We start from the raw sequence: 18,130 nt of genomic DNA on the forward strand, positions 1-18,130 counted from the left end.
TTGTCAGCTACTTCGTTTCCTTCTCCTGCGCGACCGCTACGTCGGTGTTGTCGGTGAAGAGGCCGTCGATGCCGAGCGCCCGGTACGCCGCGATCTCGCCGAACAGGTTGCCGGAGTCCGCCGGGACCGCGTTGCTGTCGAACTCGTTCGGCAGGAAGTTGTTCTCGACCCGGAAGGTGTACGGGTGCACGACCAGGCCGGCCCGGTGTGCGTCGGCGACCAGCGTGGTCGGCTTGCCCTGCTTGCCGTCGGCCGTGAACGGGATGATCTGCGCCTTGTACGGGCCGAGGCCGGCGGCGTACTTGGCGACGTCCTTCAGGCCCTTCGGGCTGGTGATGTCGGCGTACGTGCGCTTGTCACCGGCGACCGTGAAGTCGTACGGCTGCCCCTCGGCGTCGGTCAGCTGGACCAGCGGGACCCGGAGCTGCTTGTGCAGGGCGATCAGGTTCGAGACCTCGAAGGACTGCACGAACACCTTGGCATCGGGCCGGTTCAGGCCGTTGCGGGTGAGCGTCTTGACCAGCTCGGGCTCGAGGGCCAGGCCCTGCTGCTGGAAGTACGTCGGGTGCTTGGTCTCGGGGTAGATGCCGACCGGGCGGCCGAGCTCCCTGGACAGCCGCTTGCTCAGGTCGATGACCTCCTGGAGGGTCGGGACCTGGTAGCGGCCGTTGAACACGGTGTTGTGCTGCCGGAGCGCCGGGATCCGCTCGACCGCGCGCAGCGTCTTCAGCTCCTTGAGGGTGAAGTCCTCGGCGAACCAGCCGGTCAGCGGGGTCCCGTCGAGCACCTTGGTCTTCTTCCGGTTCGCGAACTCCGGGTGCTTCGCGACGTCCGTCGTACCGCCGATCTCCGGCTCGTGCCGGGCGACCAGGACCCGATCCTTGGTCGTGACCAGGTCGGGCTCGATGTAGTCGGCGCCCATCCGGGCGGCCAGCTCGTACGACGCCAGGGTGTGCTCGGGCCGGTATCCGGACGCGCCGCGGTGGCCGACGATGACGAAGTCGTCGCGGTGCTGGTACGCCGAACCGGCGACCTGAGCCTGGCCGCCGTTCTGCTGGGTCTGCTGGACCGCCGGCGGGACCAGCAGGGTCGCGCCGACCGCGAGGGCCGAGACGGCGACGGGGACGAACCGCTTCATGGACTAACTCCTTACAAGTCAGGGACTGGGAGAACCCTCGGGGACGGCGGCAGCCGTCCGCAAGACGTCAGATGTCCAACCGGTGAACGAACTCGTGAGGATGTGAGCAAGTCGGAGGCTACCCAGGGTTGGGCCCGCCTGCGGATGTTGCTAGCGTCCGAAGCACCAGAATGCACAGATTGGAGCTGTCGTGAGCATTACACCGGTAAAGGTGGCCGTCACCGGAGCCGCCGGGAACATCGGCTACAGCCTGCTGTTCCGGATCGCGAGCGGTGCCCTGCTCGGCCCGGACACCCCGGTGGAGCTGCGGCTGCTCGAGATCACCCCGGCGCTGAAGGCGGTCGAGGGTGTCGTCATGGAGCTCGAGGACTCCGCCTTCCCGACGCTGGCCGGGGTCGAGATCGGCGACGACCCGAACGTCATCTTCGACGGCGCCAACGTCGCGCTGCTGGTCGGCGCCCGGCCGCGGACCAAGGGGATGGAGCGCGGTGACCTGCTCGAGGCCAACGGTGCGATCTTCACCGGCCAGGGCAAGGCGCTGAACGACCACGCCGCCGACGACATCCGGATCACCGTCACCGGCAACCCGGCCAACACCAACGCGCTGATCGCCCGCAGCAACGCACCGGACATCCCCGCCGAGCGCTTCTCCGCGCTGACCCGCCTGGACCACAACCGCGCCCTCGCGCAGCTGGCCCGCAAGGCCGGCGTGCACGTCACCGAGCTGAAGAAGCTGACCATCTGGGGCAACCACTCGGCCACCCAGTACCCGGACATCTTCCACGCCGAGGTCGCCGGCAAGAACACCGCCGACTTCACCGGTGACACCGAGTGGCTCGAGAACGACTTCATCCCGACCGTCCAGAAGCGCGGCGCCGCCATCATCGAGGCCCGCGGTGCCTCCTCGGCCGCCTCCGCCGCAGCCGCCACCATCGACCACACCCGCGACTGGCTGCGCGGCTCCGCCGACGGCGACTGGCTCTCGATGGCCGTCGTCTCCGACGGCTCCTACGGCGTCCCCGAAGGCCTCATCTCCTCCTTCCCCGTCACCACCAAGGACGGCAACTGGGAGATCGTCCAGGGCCTCGAGATCAACGACTTCTCCCGCGCCCGCATCGACGCCTCCACCGCCGAACTAGCCGAAGAACGAGACGCCGTCCAGGCCCTCGGCCTCCTCGGCTGATCCCCCGAAGCCCTCGCCGCGGCGAGGGCTTCCCCTTGTGCGGAACACCGCCGACAGCCGTGGGCTTGAACAACTTCTGGTGGGTGGAGACAAGGTATTACCTGTTCCAACCCACCACGAGGTGTCCACGCCCACGCCTGCGGCCGCCGCCGAGGGCGTCCTCGGCGGCGGCTCGGGTTACTTCAGGCGGTAGGCGTCGACGACGGTTTGGGTGGTGGTGTTGCCGGCGCGGTCGTGCACTGTGGCTCGTAGCGAGATGCCTGCACCGGCCGGGGTTGGGAAGATGGCGGTGAAGCCCTTTCCGGACCGGATGACGCGCGCCGCGACCCACGTCGTACCGGCGTCGCCTGACACCTCGACCTTCAGGGACTTGACCTGGGTCGTCCCGTCGACGAACACCGGCAGCGTCGTCACCTTGGTGCGGGTGGCCAGGTTGTGGCCGTCGACCTTCGGCTGGAAGCGGGTGGTGGCGATCGGGAGGTTGGTCCACTCGGTGGTGGCGGTTGAGGTGAAGGTTGCTTCCAGGTCGACCCTGGTGGCGAACTGCGAGACCGACTGGGTGCCGGTGGTGACGAACTTGTACGCCGTCTTCTCCGCCGGCTGGCCGCTGGATTCGACCACCCCGAATCGGTCGGAGGTCGCAACCTGCTCACCGTTGCGGGTGAGTGTGCTGCTCGCCGAATCGGTGTCGATGATGCCGTTGGCACCGCTGCCGTCGCCGTAATTCCCGATCGAGACCGTCAACTGGTCCTGGTACCGCCAGGTGCCGCCCTTCGGGCCGAAGGCCGCCGCATTCAGTTGCTCGCGGTAGCTCCGGCCCGCCTGGTAGTTCTTCACCTGACCGGCGAGCTGCCACCTGGGCCGGGCGAACGGATCCTCCGGCGACGCCGCTTCCTCGATCCGCGTGTTCCATCCGGCCTTCGCGTCCAGGTAGTACCGGATCGGTCGTGGCGTGTCGAGATAGATGGCTCGCGCACCGGACCAGCTGACGCCGGCCTGGTTCGGGAAGATGAACGCGATCGCCCGCCGGTCCGTCGTCGCGTTCACCTGGGTGTCGACCACCGCAAGCTCCTGCGGCCGCACGATCCGGTTGAACCCGGTGACGAACTCGCCCGGCTGCCGGGTCGCCAGTGCGTACAGGTACGGCGTGTTGAAGAAGAACCCCTCCGGGCCCCGAACACCCCACTGCGACGACACGTGCCCGACCATCTCGGCCTCGGACAGCTTGGGACCGGCGCTGTAGGTGAACATCTCGCCGTTACCGAAGCCGCTTGCCTCGTAGCTGTAGCCCGCGTTCGTGCCCGGCTTCGACCGGTCGTAGCCGATGTTGGAGGTGGCCTGCTCGGCACCGGCCGTCGGGACGGTCGTCTCGACCGGCTTGGCCAGGCGGGCGTCGAGCACGACCGTGCGGTCGGCGTCGACCTTCACCTGCGGTGCGACCAGCGTGAAGAAAATCCAGTCCTCCTCACCCCGCTCGAACTCCTGGAACTGGCTGACCAGGTACTCACCCTGCGGAAGCTTGGCCTTGACCGCGCCGGCAGCGTCGGGGTTGTACGACAGCAGGTCGCCCTTGTTCACGTCATAGACCGAGACCGGGTAGTCCGACGGCTTCCCATCGCGAGCCAGCGTCTGCACGGTCAGCGTGTGCGCCTCGATCTCCTTCTCGACACCAACCGGTACGACGACCGTCTGGCCACCGCCCGTGGCCGTGATGCGACCGGAGTACAGGCCGTCCGGCCCACTGTGGTTCGTCTTCGAAGTCGCTTGCACAGAAGCGGTTCCACCGGCCGGCACCGTCACTGTGCTGGCGCTCAGAACCAGCGCATCCGCCGGAGCCGCGGCCCCCGTGCCGTCGTTGTACGTCGTCGCCAGGTCCAGCGTGACCGGCTGATCGCCGAGGTTGCGATAGGTCAGCGTCTTGGTGACCGGCTCGTCGTCGGTGTGCGGGAAGGTCGCCAGGCCGAAGGACAGACTGCCCTCCGCCGCGACCACACTCTGCTTGATCGCTGTGGTCAGATCGATCCGCCCGGCACCCTGCTGGAACGCGGCCTGGTCGGCGGCCACCTTGGCCGATCCCATCAGCGTGCTCTTCAGCTCACCCGCCTTCCACGACGGGTGCTCCTCCGCCAGCAACGCCGCGGCACCGGCGGTGTGCGGGGTTGCCATCGACGTACCGCTGAGGTTCAGGTACTGGTCGCCGACCGGATCACCGATACTCGAGTTCTTCGCCTTGGCCGCAACGATGGAGACGCCCGGCGCGGTCACGTCAGGCTTCACCGCGCTGTCGCCGACCCGCGGGCCGACGCTGGAGAAGTACGCCAGGCCGTCCTGCTTGTCGACCGCACCCACGGTCAGCGCAGCTTCGGCGCTCCCGGGCGATTCGACACTACCGGGACCATCGAGACCACTGTTGCCTGCAGCAACGACAAAGAGCGTGCCGGTCTCCGCGGTCAGCCGGTTGACGGCCTCCTCGATCGGGTCGATCTCGGGCGTGTCCGTACCGCCGATGCTGAAGTTGACGACCTTGGCCTTGACCTCCTTGGCCGCCCACTCCATCCCGGCCAGCATGTCGGACTCGTAGCAGCCGTCCTCGATGCAGATCTTGCCGTCGTAGATCTTCGCGTCCGGCGCCACGCCCTTGTACTTCCCACCCGACGCGGCCCCCGTCCCGGCGATCGTCGAGGCGACGTGCGTCCCGTGACCGATGACATCCTCGGCCGACTCAGTGGTGAAGTTCTTCGCTCCCGCAACCTGCGTCGCCAGATCCGGGTGGGTCGCATCGACCCCGGTGTCCAGTACGGCGACCGTCACGCCCTTACCGGTGTACCCCGCGGCCCACGCGGCCGGTCCACCGATCTGCGGCACCGACTCGTCCAGCGTCACCTTGCGCTTGCCGTCCAGCCACAGCTTGGCGAATCCACCGGCGGACCGAGCCGTCGGCTTCCCCAGGAACGCAGCTGCCTTCGACTTGTCCACGTCCAGGGCGGCGCCCTTGATCGACGGCAGCTGCCGCGTCACCTTCGCCCCGACGGGCGTGCTCCGCTTGGCCTTACCGTCGTACGTCGCCAGCACCGGGATCACCTTCGACGACGCATCGTCGTACCCGGCCTTGATCAGCCCGGTCACGTCGAACAGCCGCCGGTCCAGACGCCCCTCGCCGACCGCCTTGATGGCGTCGGCCGGGATCACGTACGAGTGGTCCTTGGTCCGCTGCGTCTGGAACCCGATGCCCTCGCGGCCGGGCCCGGCCTGGATGCTCTGCTTGGCCGGATCACCACCGTGCAACACAACCCGGTCACCGGTGATCAGCGTGACCTGCACATCTTTTCCACCGAACGCCGTCTGCGCAGCGGGCGGCGGTGCTGCCACTGCCTGCCCACTCAAACCGGTCAACGCAAGACCCGCGACAGCCAGTACGGCGATCGCGGGTCTCGTTCTCGAACTCCGAGTCACGACGGGTCCTCCCCAGGTTTCGGATGAGATCTCTGCGGTCATGAAACGCAAAGGCCTCTCCGCGGGGTTGCACCAACCGGACTATTCGATCCTCATCGAATCCGGTACGCGTCGATCGTGGTCTGCTCGGTCACGTTGCCCGCTGCGTCGACAGCCTTGGTCCGCAACGACACCGTCCCGGCGCCCTTCGGTGTCGCGAAGACCGCCTTGTACTCGCCCCGGCCGGCACCCGTCACCGACGCCTGCTGCCAGGTCTTCCCGTCGTCCCCGGACACCTCGACCTCCACCGACCTGATCGCCGGCAGCGGCAGATCCTCGCCGAACCTCCGGCCGGCGACGAGGAACACCGGCAGGACGGTCACCGGCGTACGGTCGGCGACATTGTGGATGTCGACCTTCGGCCGGTAGCCGACCCCGAGCATCGGGATCGGAGTCTCTTCGGTGGTTGCCGCCGAGGAGAAGGTCCACCGCAAGTCCGTCCGGGTGCTCAGCCCCGACACCGACTCGCGCGTCTGTGTGGTCTCGAACGTGTACTGCGCCTTCTCCGGGGGCAGGTCGTGCGTGGTCACGTATCCGAACCAGGGACTGCCGGCGACCTGCTTTCCGTCGCGGTACAACGTGCTGGATTCGGTGTCTGCGAGGGTGTTTCCGCGGTTCCCGTCCGCGTCCAGCACCCCCTCGACGAACAGGTACAGCCCGGAGTCGTACCGGAAGGGCCCGCCGGGTGCGGTACCGAGCACCGCCGCGTTGAACCGTTCCCGATAGGTCCGGCCCGCCTGGTAGACCCGGTCCGGTGAGTCGATCCAGGTGTACCAGCCCGACGGAAGGTCCGTCGGGTCCTCGCCTGGGTCGATCGGCTCGATGACGTTGGTACCCCACTTGGCGTGTTCGGCCTCCACCATGACCGTCGTCGTACTCGGCCGGTCGTAGCGCAGTGCGGTGGCCCACGTGACGTAGATCCCCGGAATGCGCGCAGTGACTGCTCGCCAGGTCGGCCGGTTGCTGGCTGCGTTCACCTGTTGCTTCAGGACGGCCAGATCCTTCGCTTTCAGGGTACGGACGAACCCGGTCGGGAACCGGCCGTTCGCGTGGTGTGCCTGGGCATACAGGTACGGCGAATTGTCGAACTGGCCGGCGGAGTTCTGGCGAGCCCATTGGGTCGTGATCATGCTGGTCAGCTCCGCCCCCGGAAGCTCCGGGCCGAGGTGCAGCGAGTAGAAGCTGTCCAGATCGGGCAGCTGCGTGATCGCAGCGAACTCCACACCCGGCATCGCCCGGACGAATCCCATCAAGGCGACCGCCAACGACGCCTCGGGATTGGGCACAGCGATCTTGATCTGCTTCGCCTGCCGCGCGTCGATCACCACGGTCGTGTCCTTGGTCAGCTGCAGGCTCGGCTGGGCGGTCCAGTAGTTGGAGCTCTTCGCCGGGTTGTCCGGGTTCGGCGCGGTCAGCCGGTTGTCCAGGATCTGCTCACCCTTGTTCAGCCGAAGCCTCACCTCCGGCTGACCCGTGCCGTAGAAGATCAGCTGGTCGTCGGCGACGCTGTAGATCAGGCCCCGCGGTGCGGCCGGTTTGCCGTCCGGACCGATCCCGCGCAGGGTCAGCGTGTAGCGCTCGCTCTCGCGATCCACGCCGATCGCCGTGGTGACGGAGACGCCGTCGGCGGTCGCGGTCACCCGGCCCGAGTAGAACCCGTCCGGGCCGCTGTGCTTGGTGTTCGACGTCGCCTGGACCGAGGCGGTCCCACCGGCCGGAACTGTCACCGTGCTTGCACTCAGGCTCAGGGCATCCGCCGGAGCAGGGCTGCCGTCCGGTGCTTTGAGTTCCGCGGCCAGATTCAGCGTGACGGGCTGCTCGCCCAGGTTGCGATAGGTGAGTTCCTTGGTCACCGGCTGGTCGTCGTCGTGCGGCCAAGGCGCCGTACCGAACGACAGGTTGCCCGGGTCACTTACGACGGTCTGCTTGATCGCCGCGGCCACGTCGACGCGGCCCGCACCCTGCTGGAACGCCGTCTGCTCGGCGGCCGGTTTCGCCGACCCCATCAACGCGCTCTTCAGCTCACCCGCCTTCCAGGTCGGGTGTTGCTGCACCAGGAGCGCGGCAGCACCGGCAGTGTGCGGCGTCGCCATCGACGTACCGGACAGGGACAGGTAGCGGTCCCCCACCGGTATTCCGATGATCGCGTCCTTCGCCCTGGCCGCAACGATGTCTTCGCCCGGAGCCATCAGATCCGGCTTCACCGCCCCGTCACCGACCCGTGGGCCACGGCTGGAGAATTCGGACAGCCAGTCGTTCCACTTGTCGACCGCTCCGACGGTCAGTGCGGCATCCGCGCTGCCCGGTGACTGGACCGTGCGATCAGTCGGACCCGAGTTACCCGCGGCGATCACGAACAGCGTGCCGGTCTCGGCAGTGAGCCGATTGACAGCCGCCTCCAGCGGGTCGGTCCCCGGAGTGTCCTCGCCGCCCAGGCTGACGTTGACGACGTTGGCCTTGACCTCGGTCGCGGCCCACTCCATCCCGGCCAGGATCGCCGAGTCCGGACATCCGGACCGCACACAGACCTTGCCGTCGTACAACTGCGCGTCCGGCGCCACACCCTTGTACTTGCCGCTCGACGCGGCGCCGGTGCCTGCGATCGTGGAGGCGACGTGCGTGCCGTGACCGACCGCATCGCCGGCGGCTTCGGCAGTGAAGTTCTTCGCACCGGCGACCTGCGTGGCCAGGTCGGGATGCGACGCGTCGATGCCGGTGTCCAGTACGGCGACCTTGATGCCCTGACCGGTGTATCCGGCCTGCCAGGCGGCCGGCGCACCGATCCGGGGTACCGAGACGTCGAGGGAAGGTTTCCGCTTGCCGTCCAGCCAGACCTTCTCGACACCAGCTGAGCGCAGTCCGGCCACAAAGTTCCCCGACTTCGGAACAGCCGCGGCGGCACCGTTGACGATCGGCAACTGCCGAGTCACCTTGGCTCCCGGCAGGGTCGAGCGCTTCTGCGCCTTACCGGCGTACGTGACAATCACCGGCGTACTCTTGCTCGCCTTGTCGTCGTACCCGGCCGCGATCAGGCCGTTGACGTCGAACAACCGGCTGTCCAGCCGGCCGCTCGCGAGTTCGGGTTGGACATCCGACGGTACGACGTACAGGCCGTTCTTGGTCCGGTAGGTGTTGAAGGTGAGGTGACTGCGGCCGGGGCCGGCCTGGACACTCGCCTGATCGTGGTCACCGTCGCGCAGGGTGACGCGGTCGCCGGTGATCAGCGTGACTTGGTGGGGTTGCTTCGGTGCCGGCTCGAGCGCGGGCTTCGGTGGCGCCGGGGTGGGCACGGCGACCGCCGGCAGGCCGAACGCCAGGACGGCGATCGAGGCAGCTGCGGCAAGGCCGGCGCGCATCGATCGGGCGGTGGATTGCACGATGGGTTCTCCCCTTCGGTTGATCTCTACGCCAGCAAGGACGCGTGAAGTCCGCCGAACGCTGCAGGGCGCCGCGACCGAGGTGGTCGCGACGCCCTGGCTATTCAGTGGTGGGGGTCAGCGCAGCGGGTAGGCGCCGATCGTGGTCTGGTCGGCGGTGTTGCCCTGGGCATCTACTACGTGGGCCTTCAGGGAGATCGTCTTGGCACCCTTCGGGGTGGCGAAGATCGCCTTGTAGGACCCTTGGCCGGCCGGTACGACGGAGGCCTTGTGCCAGGTCTTGCCGTCGTCACCGGAGACCTGGAGTTCGACCTTCTTGACGGCCGGCAGGGCGATGTCCGGCTGACCGACCAGGTTGAACGGCAGCACGGTGACCGGCTTGCGGTCGGCGACGTTGTACTTGTCGACCTTGGGCTGGTAGCCGACTCCGACCAGCGGGATCAGCGTCTCCTTGGCAGTGGCCGCGGAGGTGAAGGTCCAGGTCAGATCGGTCCGGGTGCTGAACGACGAGTACGTCTGCCGCGTCATCGACGTCTGGAAGGTGTACTTCGCCTTCTCGGCCGGCAGATCCTCGACGTAGATGTCACCGAAGAACTCGGACTCGGCGACCACCTTGCCGTCGCGCAACAGCTTGCTCGACTCGGTGTCCGCCCGGGTACCGCCCTTGTTTCCGTCAGCATCGGTCAGGCCGTAGGCCCCGATTGCCAGGTCGTTCTCGGCCCGGCCGGCATAGGCCGGCGACGGCGTGAAGGCAGCAGCGTTGAAGCGCTCCTGGTACTTCTTGCCGGCCTGGTACTCCCTGGACGGTGAGGTGAGCTGGGTGATGACGTCCGGGAACGGGATCTCCGGATCCGCGCTGGGCACGATCTCCCTGATCTGTGTGTTCCAGGCAACCGGCTTGGCGTCGGCGAGCAGCTTGGTCGACGCCGGCTGGTCGTAGCCCAGGATGATCGACCAGCCACCGCTCGAGGCGAAGACGACCCGCTCGACCTTGCGGTCACTGGCCGCGTTGATCTGCTGGGTCACCTCGGCGAGGTCCTTCGCCTGCACGTTGCGGATCAGGCCGGTCGGGAAGCGTCCCGGTGTCGGGTTGCTCTGCGCGTACAGGTACGGCGAGTTGGTGAACCGGCCGTCCGCACCCTGCTTGGCCCATTGCGACGCGACGTATCCCGTCAGCTGCGCGGGCGGCAGGTCCGGACCGATCTGTGCGGTGTTGACGTTGTCGAAGTCGAGCAGCAGCGCCGACGACCCCAACCCACCCAGACCGTCGGGGGTGGACCGGTCGTAACCGAGTGAACCGACCGCGAGCTTCGCCTCGGTGTTCGGCACAGTCACCTTGACCGGCTTGGTGAGCCGGGCGTCGAGGTCTGTGCTGGTATCCCCGGTCAGCTTCAGCTCCGGCTGCACGACCTCGTAGAACGAGTACTTCTCCGGGTCGCTCGGGTCTTCCAGGAAGTTGGCGGCCTCCAGGTGGTAACCACCCTTCGGCAGCCGCACACTGAGCTCGTCCTTGTCGGTGCCGTAGAAGTTGAACGAGTGGTCGTCGAGACCGAGGACCACGATGAACGGCGGGAGCGGCTTGCCGTCCGGGCCAGTCGTCCTCACCTTCAGGTTGTAGCTCTCGACCTCCTTGGTGACACCGATCCCGGTGACCACGGAAGCGTCACCAGCGGTTGCGGTGACCCGGCCGGAGTACGCGCCGTCCGGTCCGGTGTGCTTGGTGTTCGAGGTCGCCTGCACCGAGGCGGTGCCACCGGCCGGAACCGTGACGGTGTTCGCACTCAACTGCAGCGCGCCCGCCGGAGCCGCCGTACCGGACGGGTCGGTCATCGTCGCTGCCAGGTTCAGCGTGACGGGCTGGTCGCCCAGGTTGCGGTACGTCAGCGTCTTGGTGACCGGCTCGTCGTCGTTGTGCGGCCAGACCGCGGTCCCGAACGACAGGTTGACCGGGTCGCTGACCACGGTCTGCTTGATGCCCTTGGCCACGTCGACGCGGCCGGCGCCCTGCTGGAACGTCGACTGGCCGGCTGCCGGCTTCGCGGAACCCGTGAGCACCGCCTTCAGCTCACCCGCCTTCCAGTTCGGGTGCTGCTGGGCCAGGATCGCGACCGCGCCGGCGGTGTGCGGCGTCGCCATCGACGTACCACTGAGGTTCAGGTACTTGTCGCCGACCGGCGTACCGATGTCGCCGTCCTTCGACCGGGCGGCGACGATGTCGACACCTGGCGCCGTGACGTCCGGCTTGACCGCACCGTCACCGAGGCGCGGGCCGACGCTGGAGAATTCGGCCAGCTGGTCCTGCTTGTCGACCGCGCCGACCGTCAGCGCGGCCTCCGCGCTCCCCGGCGAGAGAACGGTGCCGCCACTGGGACCACTGTTGCCTGCGGCAATGACAAAGAGGGTGCCGGTCTGTGCCGTCAACCGGTTGACGGCCTCTTCCATCACGTCGATCTCCGGCGTGTCTCCACCACCGAGGCTGATGTTGACGACGGTCGCCTTGATCTCGTTCGCCGCCCACTCCATCCCGGCCACGATGGTGGACTCGCTGCACTCGTTGACGCCGCAGACCTTGCCGTCGTAGAGCTTCGCGTCCGGTGCGACACCCTTGTACTTGCCGCCCGAGGCCGCACCGGTGCCTGCGATCGTCGAGGCGACGTGGGTCCCGTGACCGACGAAGTCGCCGTCCGGCTCCGCGGAGAGGAAGTTCTTCCCGCCCGCGACCTGGGTCGACAGGTCGGGATGCGTCGCGTCGATCCCGGAGTCGAGCACCGCGACCTTGATGCCCTTGCCGGTGTAGCCGGCCTTCCAGGCCTCCGGCGCACCGATCTGCGGCACGGACTTGTCGAGCAGCAGCTCGCGCTTCCCGTCCAGCCAGATCTTCTCGATCGCGGTGGCCGAGCGAGCATTGCCGGCGTCGGCCAGGAAGGCGGCCGCCTGGCCCTTGTCGACCTTCAGTGCCGCGCCGTTGACGACCGGCAGCTGGCGGGTCACCGTCGCTCCCGGTACGGCGGCTCGCGTCTTCGCATTCCCTGCATAGGTGACGATCACGGGGATCGACTTGGACGACTTGTCGTCGTACTTCGCTTTGATCAGACCCGTCACGTCGAACAGCCGCCGGTCGAGCCGGCCGCTCGCCAGCTGCTGCCGGACGTCGGACGGTACGACGTACAGGTGTCCCTTCACCCGGTAGCTGCCGAAGGCGATGTTGTGCCGGCCTGCGCCGGGCTCGACGGTCGCCTTGCCGTCCCCGTGGACGGTGACCCGGTCGCCGGTCACCAGGGTGACCTTGACGGCGGTCTGCTCGGCCTTCTTGGCGGCCAATGGTGTCGGTCTGGATTGAGTTGCCGACGCCTGAGCTATGCCTGACAGGCCGATTCCCAGGGCTGCGATCGAGGCGACGGCGGCAACGCCAATACGCCTCGATCGTGGTGTAGATACCACGATTGAGTCCCTCCCAGTTCGGTTGTCCTCACATGGCCCCCCGACCCACCTCACAGTGCGGAATCAGGAAGCCACTCACCGTTAGATGTCCACACCATGCCAAACGGTTGCACGAACCTCCTGCCGTGGCAGGAACCTGCAATGAGTAGTTCAGGACTCACCTAGAGTGATGTCCCCGCTCGCGAACTCCTGGACGAGGGTGTTCAGGTAGGCGACCGTGTCCGGGTGGCGCTCCTTGGTCGTGCCGACCGCTTGCTGGATCTGCATGAACGGTTGCTCGATCAGGCGGTACTCCGGGTGCTCCACCACCCACTGCGCGACCGGCTGCCGGATCCCGGCCCCGACCTCCAGCCCTTCGGCCCGGAAGACCTCGACTCCCTCGTCACCACGAACAACCGTCGCGGCCTGCAGCGTCCGAGTCAGATAGAGGTCGTACGCCGATCCCTCCTTCACCCCGATCCGGATCCCCGCCGCGTCGACATCGGCGACTGCCGTCAGCGCCGACTCCTTCGGTACGACGAAGACGCCCTCGATCGCCAGGTACGGCGCAGTGAACGCCACCTGACCGGCCCGGGCCGGATCGATCGCGAGGAAGCAGATGTCGGCCTGACCGGTCGTCATCGCTTCGAACGACTTGCGCGCCGCGTCGAAACAAACCAGCTCGAGCGGCACATCGAGCCGGCGCGCAATCTCACGCGCGATGTCGACAGTCACACCTCGCGGCTCAGCAGGAGTCCCCTGCGCCAGAACCGGGTTCCCCAGGTTGATCGACGCCCGCAGTACGCCGGTCGGTGCCAGATCATCACGCACATTCGTCATACCGGCGACCCTAGCGACGCCTCAACCGAGGAACCGGCGACTGCGAGATTTGGTAGGGACATTGTGTAAATCGTTTCAGCGGCTCTACTGTGAGCGCACTTGTCCCATGACCGCCCGTTGGGGAGTTTGATGAAGCGTCGAAGTATTGGGCTGTTGGTTGCCGCGGCCAGCGTGCTGGCGGGAGTGACCGCCGTACCGGCCGAAGCACATGGCAGCAGTCAGCGCGTGGTGGGGTACTACACGCAATGGAGTGGGTACGACCGGAACTTCCTGGTCAGTGACCTGGTGAAGAACGGGTCAGCCGCGCGGCTGACTCACATCAACTATGCGTTCGGGTTCGTCGACGAGCAGGGCAACTGCTACAGCAGCGACCCGTGGGCCGATTTCCAGCGGCCGTTCAGCGCCGAGCAGAGTGTCAGCGGGGTCGCCGACCAGCCCGGTCAGGCACTGAACGGCAACCTCAACCAGCTCAAGCAGCTGAAGGCGAAGTACCCGAAGCTGCGGATCAGCATCTCGCTCGGCGGCTGGACCGGCTCGAAGTACTTCTCGAACGCCGCTCTGCCTTCCGTGCGGGCTGCGCATGTGAAGTCCTGCACGGACATGTGGATCAAGGGCAACCTGCCCGGTCTGCCGGCCGGTGCCGCGAAGGGCATCTTCGACGGGATCGACCTGGACTGGGAATGGCCGGCCAGCGAAGGCAACCCGGGCAACGTGATCCGGCCCGAGGACAAGGTGAACTTCACCGGTCTCGTGCACGAGTACCGCAAGCAGCTCGACCAGGCGTCGTGGCCGTTCAAGGGCCGCTACAACCTGACCGCATTCCTCCCGGCGGACCCGGCTCAGGTCGACCGGGGGTTCGAGGTGCGCAAGGTCTTCAAGGACCTGACCTTCGCGACCACCCAGGGGTACGACTACCACGGCGCCTGGGACCCGCAGACCAACCAGCAGTCCGCGATCGACGGGCCGCAGGGTGACCCGACGGCGACCGAGTTCAGCTCACAGGTCACCATCGACGCCTACCTCGAGCGGGGTGCGCCGCGCAGCAAACTGGTGATGGGCGTGCCGTTCTACTCACGCGGCTGGACCGGCGTGACGAACGCCAACAACGGCCTCTTCCAGAACGCCACCGGCCCCGCGCCGGCGACGTACGAGCCTGGCTATGAGGACTACCGGATCCTGAAGTCGAAGCTGTCGTCGTTCACGGTCCACCGCGACACCAAGGCCGGCTTCGCCTGGCTGTTCGACGGTACGACGTTCTGGACCTGGGACGACCCGACCGAGATGAAGCGCAAGGCGCAGTACATCTCGCACCGCAACCTCGGTGGCGCGATGATCTGGTCGCTCGACGGTGACACATCAAATGGGGAGCTCATTTCGGCGTTGCACCGTAATCTTCGCTGAGTGGATCTTCAGAACTTGATGGACCGGTTCGGCGCCTCGGGAGCCGAACCGGTTCTGGTCGGTATGTCGGGAGCGACCGTCGTCCGCCTCGACCGGGGCCGTGAACGGCTGTACTACAAGACTGGCGAAGGCCCGATGGCCGCCGCGATCAGCGACGAAGCGGATCGGATGGAGTGGCTCGCCTCGACCGGCTTCCCCTGCCCGGAGGTCGTTGACCGCGGCAACAACTGGGTCCTGACCGCCGAGCTTGCCGGCCGGGACGTCTCCGACGACTGGCCGGCAGCCGACCGGCCGGCTGTGATTGCCGCCCTCGCGGAGGGGCTGCGTCTCCTCGACTCCTTGTCGGGCTGCCCGTTCGACTCGCCGTTTCCTGGTGCGGGAAGCGCCGTCACCCATGGCGACTACTGCGCGCCGAACGTCTTCGTGGATCCCGAAACCCTGAAGTTCTGCGGCGTCCTCGACGTCGGTCGGCTCGGTACCGGCGATCGCTACCTCGACCTCGCCCTGATGGTGAAAAGCCTGACCGGTCGCAACCCGCAGTACGGCGGTCTGCCGGCCGCGCGGGCGTTCGTCGCGGCCTACGGTGGCGACTACGAGGACCCGCGGATCCAGTCCTACATCGATCTGGACAACTCCGGCGCGTTCGATCCGCGGAACGACCTGCGGTAGGCGCTCGGCGTCGTGCCGACTGCTTTCTGGAAGCGGCGGCGGAGGTTGGTTGCCGAGGACAACCCTGCTTTGTGCGCAATGGTTTCGATCGGGAGGTCGGTTTCCTCCAGCAGCACACGGGTCTTGGCGACTCGCTGGGCGAGCAGCCACTGGCCGGGCGCCGTACCGAGTTGGTCGGTGAAGCGGCGGGCCAGGGTTCGCGGTGAGACGGCGAGCTGTGCGGCCAGTTCGTCGATGCCGATCGGCTCGGCGAGATGGTCGTTTGCCCAGTCCAGTAAGGCGGCCAGGGAATCGCCGGGTGGCGGTTCCTCGTCGGCGCGGTACTGGACCTGACCGCCTTCGCGGTGCGGCGGCATCACCATCCGGCGGGCGATCCGGGCGGCGTACGCGGCACCGTGATCATTGCGCACCAACTGCAGGCACAGGTCATAGCCGGTACCGGATCCAGCGCTCGACGCGATATCGCCATGATCGATGTAGAGCACATCGGGATCGACCTGTACGGCGGGGAATCGGTGCTGCAGGTCGTCGCAGTACCGCCAGTGTGTGGTCATCCGGCGGCCGTCCAGCAGGCCGGTTGCGGCGAGGGCGAACGCTCCTGAGCAGATGCTGACGAGTCGCGCGCCGCGGTCGTGCGCTCTGTGCAGTGCGCGTAGGACGGCGGGTGAGGGCTCTCTGTTGCTGGGGAGCCAGCCGGGGATGACGATGGTGTCCGCGCGGTCGAGCATGCGGAGGCCGCTGGGGGCGATCAGGTCGAAGCCCTGCACGGTCCTGATCGGGCCGGGGCGTTCGGCACAGATCGTGAAGCGGTAGCGGTCGGCGTTGAAGACACCGGCCACACAGCCGAGTTCGAAACTGCCTTGCGGAGCCGAGACCAGGGCTACGACACGATGCGTGCTCATGGCAGAAAAGTACCTGCCCGGGACTATTCAGACACTGGGTTCAGCAGTGCGCTGCCGACAGGATTGCCGGTATGGAATGGATTTCGGCAGTAGACGTCCCGGCCCGCGAGCTCTTCCCCGGTATCCGACTGCGGACGCTGTGGAAGGGCGGTGTCGCCTCGGCACACGTGCTCGAGATGGAACCGGGGTCGTCGTGGGAGGGCATCGACGTCCACGATCCGGGGCCGGAGGAGGTGTTCGTGGTCGACGGGGTGTTCAACGACGGCGAGCGGGACTATCCGGCCGGGTCGTTCATTCATGCACCGGCCGGGTCCTCGCACGTGCCGCAGTCGGCGGTGGGGTGCACGTTGTTCCTGTTCTATCCGGAGGGCTGAGCGCTACCTCGGCGGACCGGTGAAGATCGGCATCAGGACCGGCACCCAGATCGCGTGCAGCGTGAACACGGCGACCACCCACAACACGACCGGGGTCAGCACTCGGATCCACCAGGGCACCCACAACACCAGACAGCCCATCACGAACATCGCCAGCGCGCCGACCAGACCCGGCACCATCCACGCGTACATCTGGGGATCGTGCGGCCAGCAGCTCCCGGCGTACCGGCATGGATTCTCTTCCAGGTCGGCGGGGCCGATGTTGTACAACGCCGCCGCCATCCCCACCCCGACGGCGGCGATCAGACCGCTCAGGCCTTGGATGACCGCGCCGACCTCCCAGCCCTTCGCTCGCCAGAAGGATCTGCCGCGCTCGGGGAAGCCGGCGCACCCGAGCATCGCCACCGCCCACACCGCGAGCAGCACGAACCAGGTGGTGTCCTTCGCCTGACCTGGGCGGACGGACTGATCGTTCGTCACGTGCGGCAGGTAGGTGTTGAGGCCGGCGTTGATGTAGCCGAAGCCGAGCAGCACAACGGCGGCGACCACGGCCAGGAACACCCCGATCCACCGTCGGGCCTGTTCCTTGGTTGCGGTCACCGCCGCAGGTTAGTTCAGTTGGACTGATGGAGGTCGGTGCCGAGGCCGTGGACCGCCGGGATCGACCCGAGCTTGCCGGCCTGGAAGTCCTCGAACGCCTGTACCACCTCGGCCCGCGTGTTCATCACGAACGGCCCCGCCATCGCGATCGGCTCGCGAATCGGACGGCCGCCGATGACCAGTACGTCGAGGTTCGGCTCCGCCTGGGGCTGGGTGCGAGCGGCCGCCGTACGGATGGTGTCGCCGGGACCGAAGACGGCGAGCTGTCCCTTGCGGAACGGACGGCGTTCGGCGCCGACCGTGCCTTGGCCGGCGAGGACGTAGACGAGCGCGTTGTAGTCCGGCTGCCACGGGAGCACCAACTCGGCGCCCGGGCTGACTGTCGCATGCACGAGACTGATCGGCGAGTACGTCGAACCAGGTCCGTCGTGGCCGTCGACCGAGCCGGCGATCACCCGGATCAGCGCACCACCGTCATGGGTGGACAGTAGCGCCGAGTCGCCACCACGAATGTCCTGGTAGCGCGGCGCCGCCCACTTCTGCGCCTTGGGCAGGTTCACCCAGAGCTGCACACCATGGAACAGACCACCGCTCGCCACGAGATGCTCGGGCGGGGTTTCGATGTGCAGGAGCCCGGATCCTGCGGTTATGCGTCCAACCGCACATCAGCTAGATGGGCTCTGAGACTGCTCTCGGTGGGCTTGCAACAGCCCCGCTGACTCAACTCAGCCGTC

The 18,130-nt window shown here is 67.3% G+C and carries 12 protein-coding genes; 4 read left to right on the top strand and 8 right to left on the bottom strand.

Annotated features, from left to right (window positions below; genetic code table 11):
• Positions 1-7: 7 nt before the first annotated feature.
• The gene (locus ACFCV3_RS36370) at positions 8-1,138 is read right to left on the bottom strand and encodes a glycerophosphodiester phosphodiesterase (RefSeq protein ID WP_376038280.1); all 1,131 of its coding nucleotides are present in this window, start codon (positions 1,136-1,138) and stop codon (positions 8-10) included.
• Positions 1,139-1,328: 190 nt separating this feature from the next.
• Here ACFCV3_RS36370 and ACFCV3_RS36375 point away from each other — a divergent pair, with 190 nt between their 5' ends.
• The gene (locus ACFCV3_RS36375; RefSeq protein WP_376038283.1) at positions 1,329-2,321 is read left to right on the top strand and encodes a malate dehydrogenase; all 993 of its coding nucleotides are present in this window, start codon (positions 1,329-1,331) and stop codon (positions 2,319-2,321) included.
• A gap of 177 nt (positions 2,322-2,498) precedes the next feature.
• Here the strand turns inward: ACFCV3_RS36375 and ACFCV3_RS36380 are convergent, their stop codons facing one another.
• From ACFCV3_RS36380 to ACFCV3_RS36395, 4 genes are all read right to left on the bottom strand, one after another.
• Positions 2,499-5,774 (bottom strand): S8 family serine peptidase, encoded by a 3,276-nt coding sequence (locus ACFCV3_RS36380; protein ID WP_376038286.1) that lies wholly within the window; start codon positions 5,772-5,774, stop codon positions 2,499-2,501.
• Positions 5,775-5,866: 92 nt separating this feature from the next.
• Complete coding sequence (locus tag ACFCV3_RS36385; RefSeq protein WP_376038289.1) at positions 5,867-9,190, bottom strand: S8 family serine peptidase; 3,324 nt, start codon at positions 9,188-9,190, stop codon at positions 5,867-5,869.
• Between the two features lie 117 nt (positions 9,191-9,307).
• Complete coding sequence (locus ACFCV3_RS36390) at positions 9,308-12,511, bottom strand: S8 family serine peptidase (RefSeq protein WP_376038291.1); 3,204 nt, start codon at positions 12,509-12,511, stop codon at positions 9,308-9,310.
• A gap of 270 nt (positions 12,512-12,781) precedes the next feature.
• A complete protein-coding gene (locus tag ACFCV3_RS36395) occupies positions 12,782-13,450 on the bottom strand; it encodes a transporter substrate-binding domain-containing protein (protein ID WP_376038294.1) in 669 nt (222 codons plus the stop codon).
• A 129-nt stretch (positions 13,451-13,579) separates the two neighbouring features.
• Between ACFCV3_RS36395 and ACFCV3_RS36400 the strand changes: the two genes are divergently transcribed.
• Positions 13,580-14,851, top strand: a complete 1,272-nt coding sequence (locus tag ACFCV3_RS36400) for a glycoside hydrolase family 18 protein (RefSeq protein ID WP_376038296.1) — start codon at positions 13,580-13,582, stop codon at positions 14,849-14,851.
• A complete protein-coding gene (locus ACFCV3_RS36405; RefSeq protein WP_376038298.1) occupies positions 14,852-15,520 on the top strand; it encodes a phosphotransferase in 669 nt (222 codons plus the stop codon). It abuts the gene before it with no gap.
• Here the strand turns inward: ACFCV3_RS36405 and ACFCV3_RS36410 are convergent.
• On the bottom strand, positions 15,466-16,422 hold the full coding sequence (locus ACFCV3_RS36410; RefSeq protein ID WP_376038300.1) for a helix-turn-helix domain-containing protein: 957 nt from the start codon (positions 16,420-16,422) through the stop codon (positions 15,466-15,468). The genes ACFCV3_RS36405 and ACFCV3_RS36410 overlap by 55 nt on opposite strands.
• A 71-nt stretch (positions 16,423-16,493) precedes the next feature.
• Between ACFCV3_RS36410 and ACFCV3_RS36415 the strand changes: the two genes are divergently transcribed.
• The gene (locus tag ACFCV3_RS36415) at positions 16,494-16,796 is read left to right on the top strand and encodes a cupin domain-containing protein (RefSeq protein ID WP_376038303.1); all 303 of its coding nucleotides are present in this window, start codon (positions 16,494-16,496) and stop codon (positions 16,794-16,796) included.
• Between the two features lie 3 nt (positions 16,797-16,799).
• Here ACFCV3_RS36415 and ACFCV3_RS36420 read toward each other — a convergent pair whose 3' ends face one another.
• The gene (locus ACFCV3_RS36420) at positions 16,800-17,396 is read right to left on the bottom strand and encodes a hypothetical protein (protein ID WP_376038305.1); all 597 of its coding nucleotides are present in this window, start codon (positions 17,394-17,396) and stop codon (positions 16,800-16,802) included.
• 14 nt (positions 17,397-17,410) lie between these two features.
• A complete protein-coding gene (locus tag ACFCV3_RS36425; RefSeq protein WP_376038307.1) occupies positions 17,411-17,968 on the bottom strand; it encodes a pirin family protein in 558 nt (185 codons plus the stop codon).
• Positions 17,969-18,130 lie beyond the last annotated feature (162 nt).

Source organism: Kribbella sp. NPDC056345 (assembly GCF_042262745.1).
GTDB lineage: Bacteria > Actinomycetota > Actinomycetes > Propionibacteriales > Kribbellaceae > Kribbella.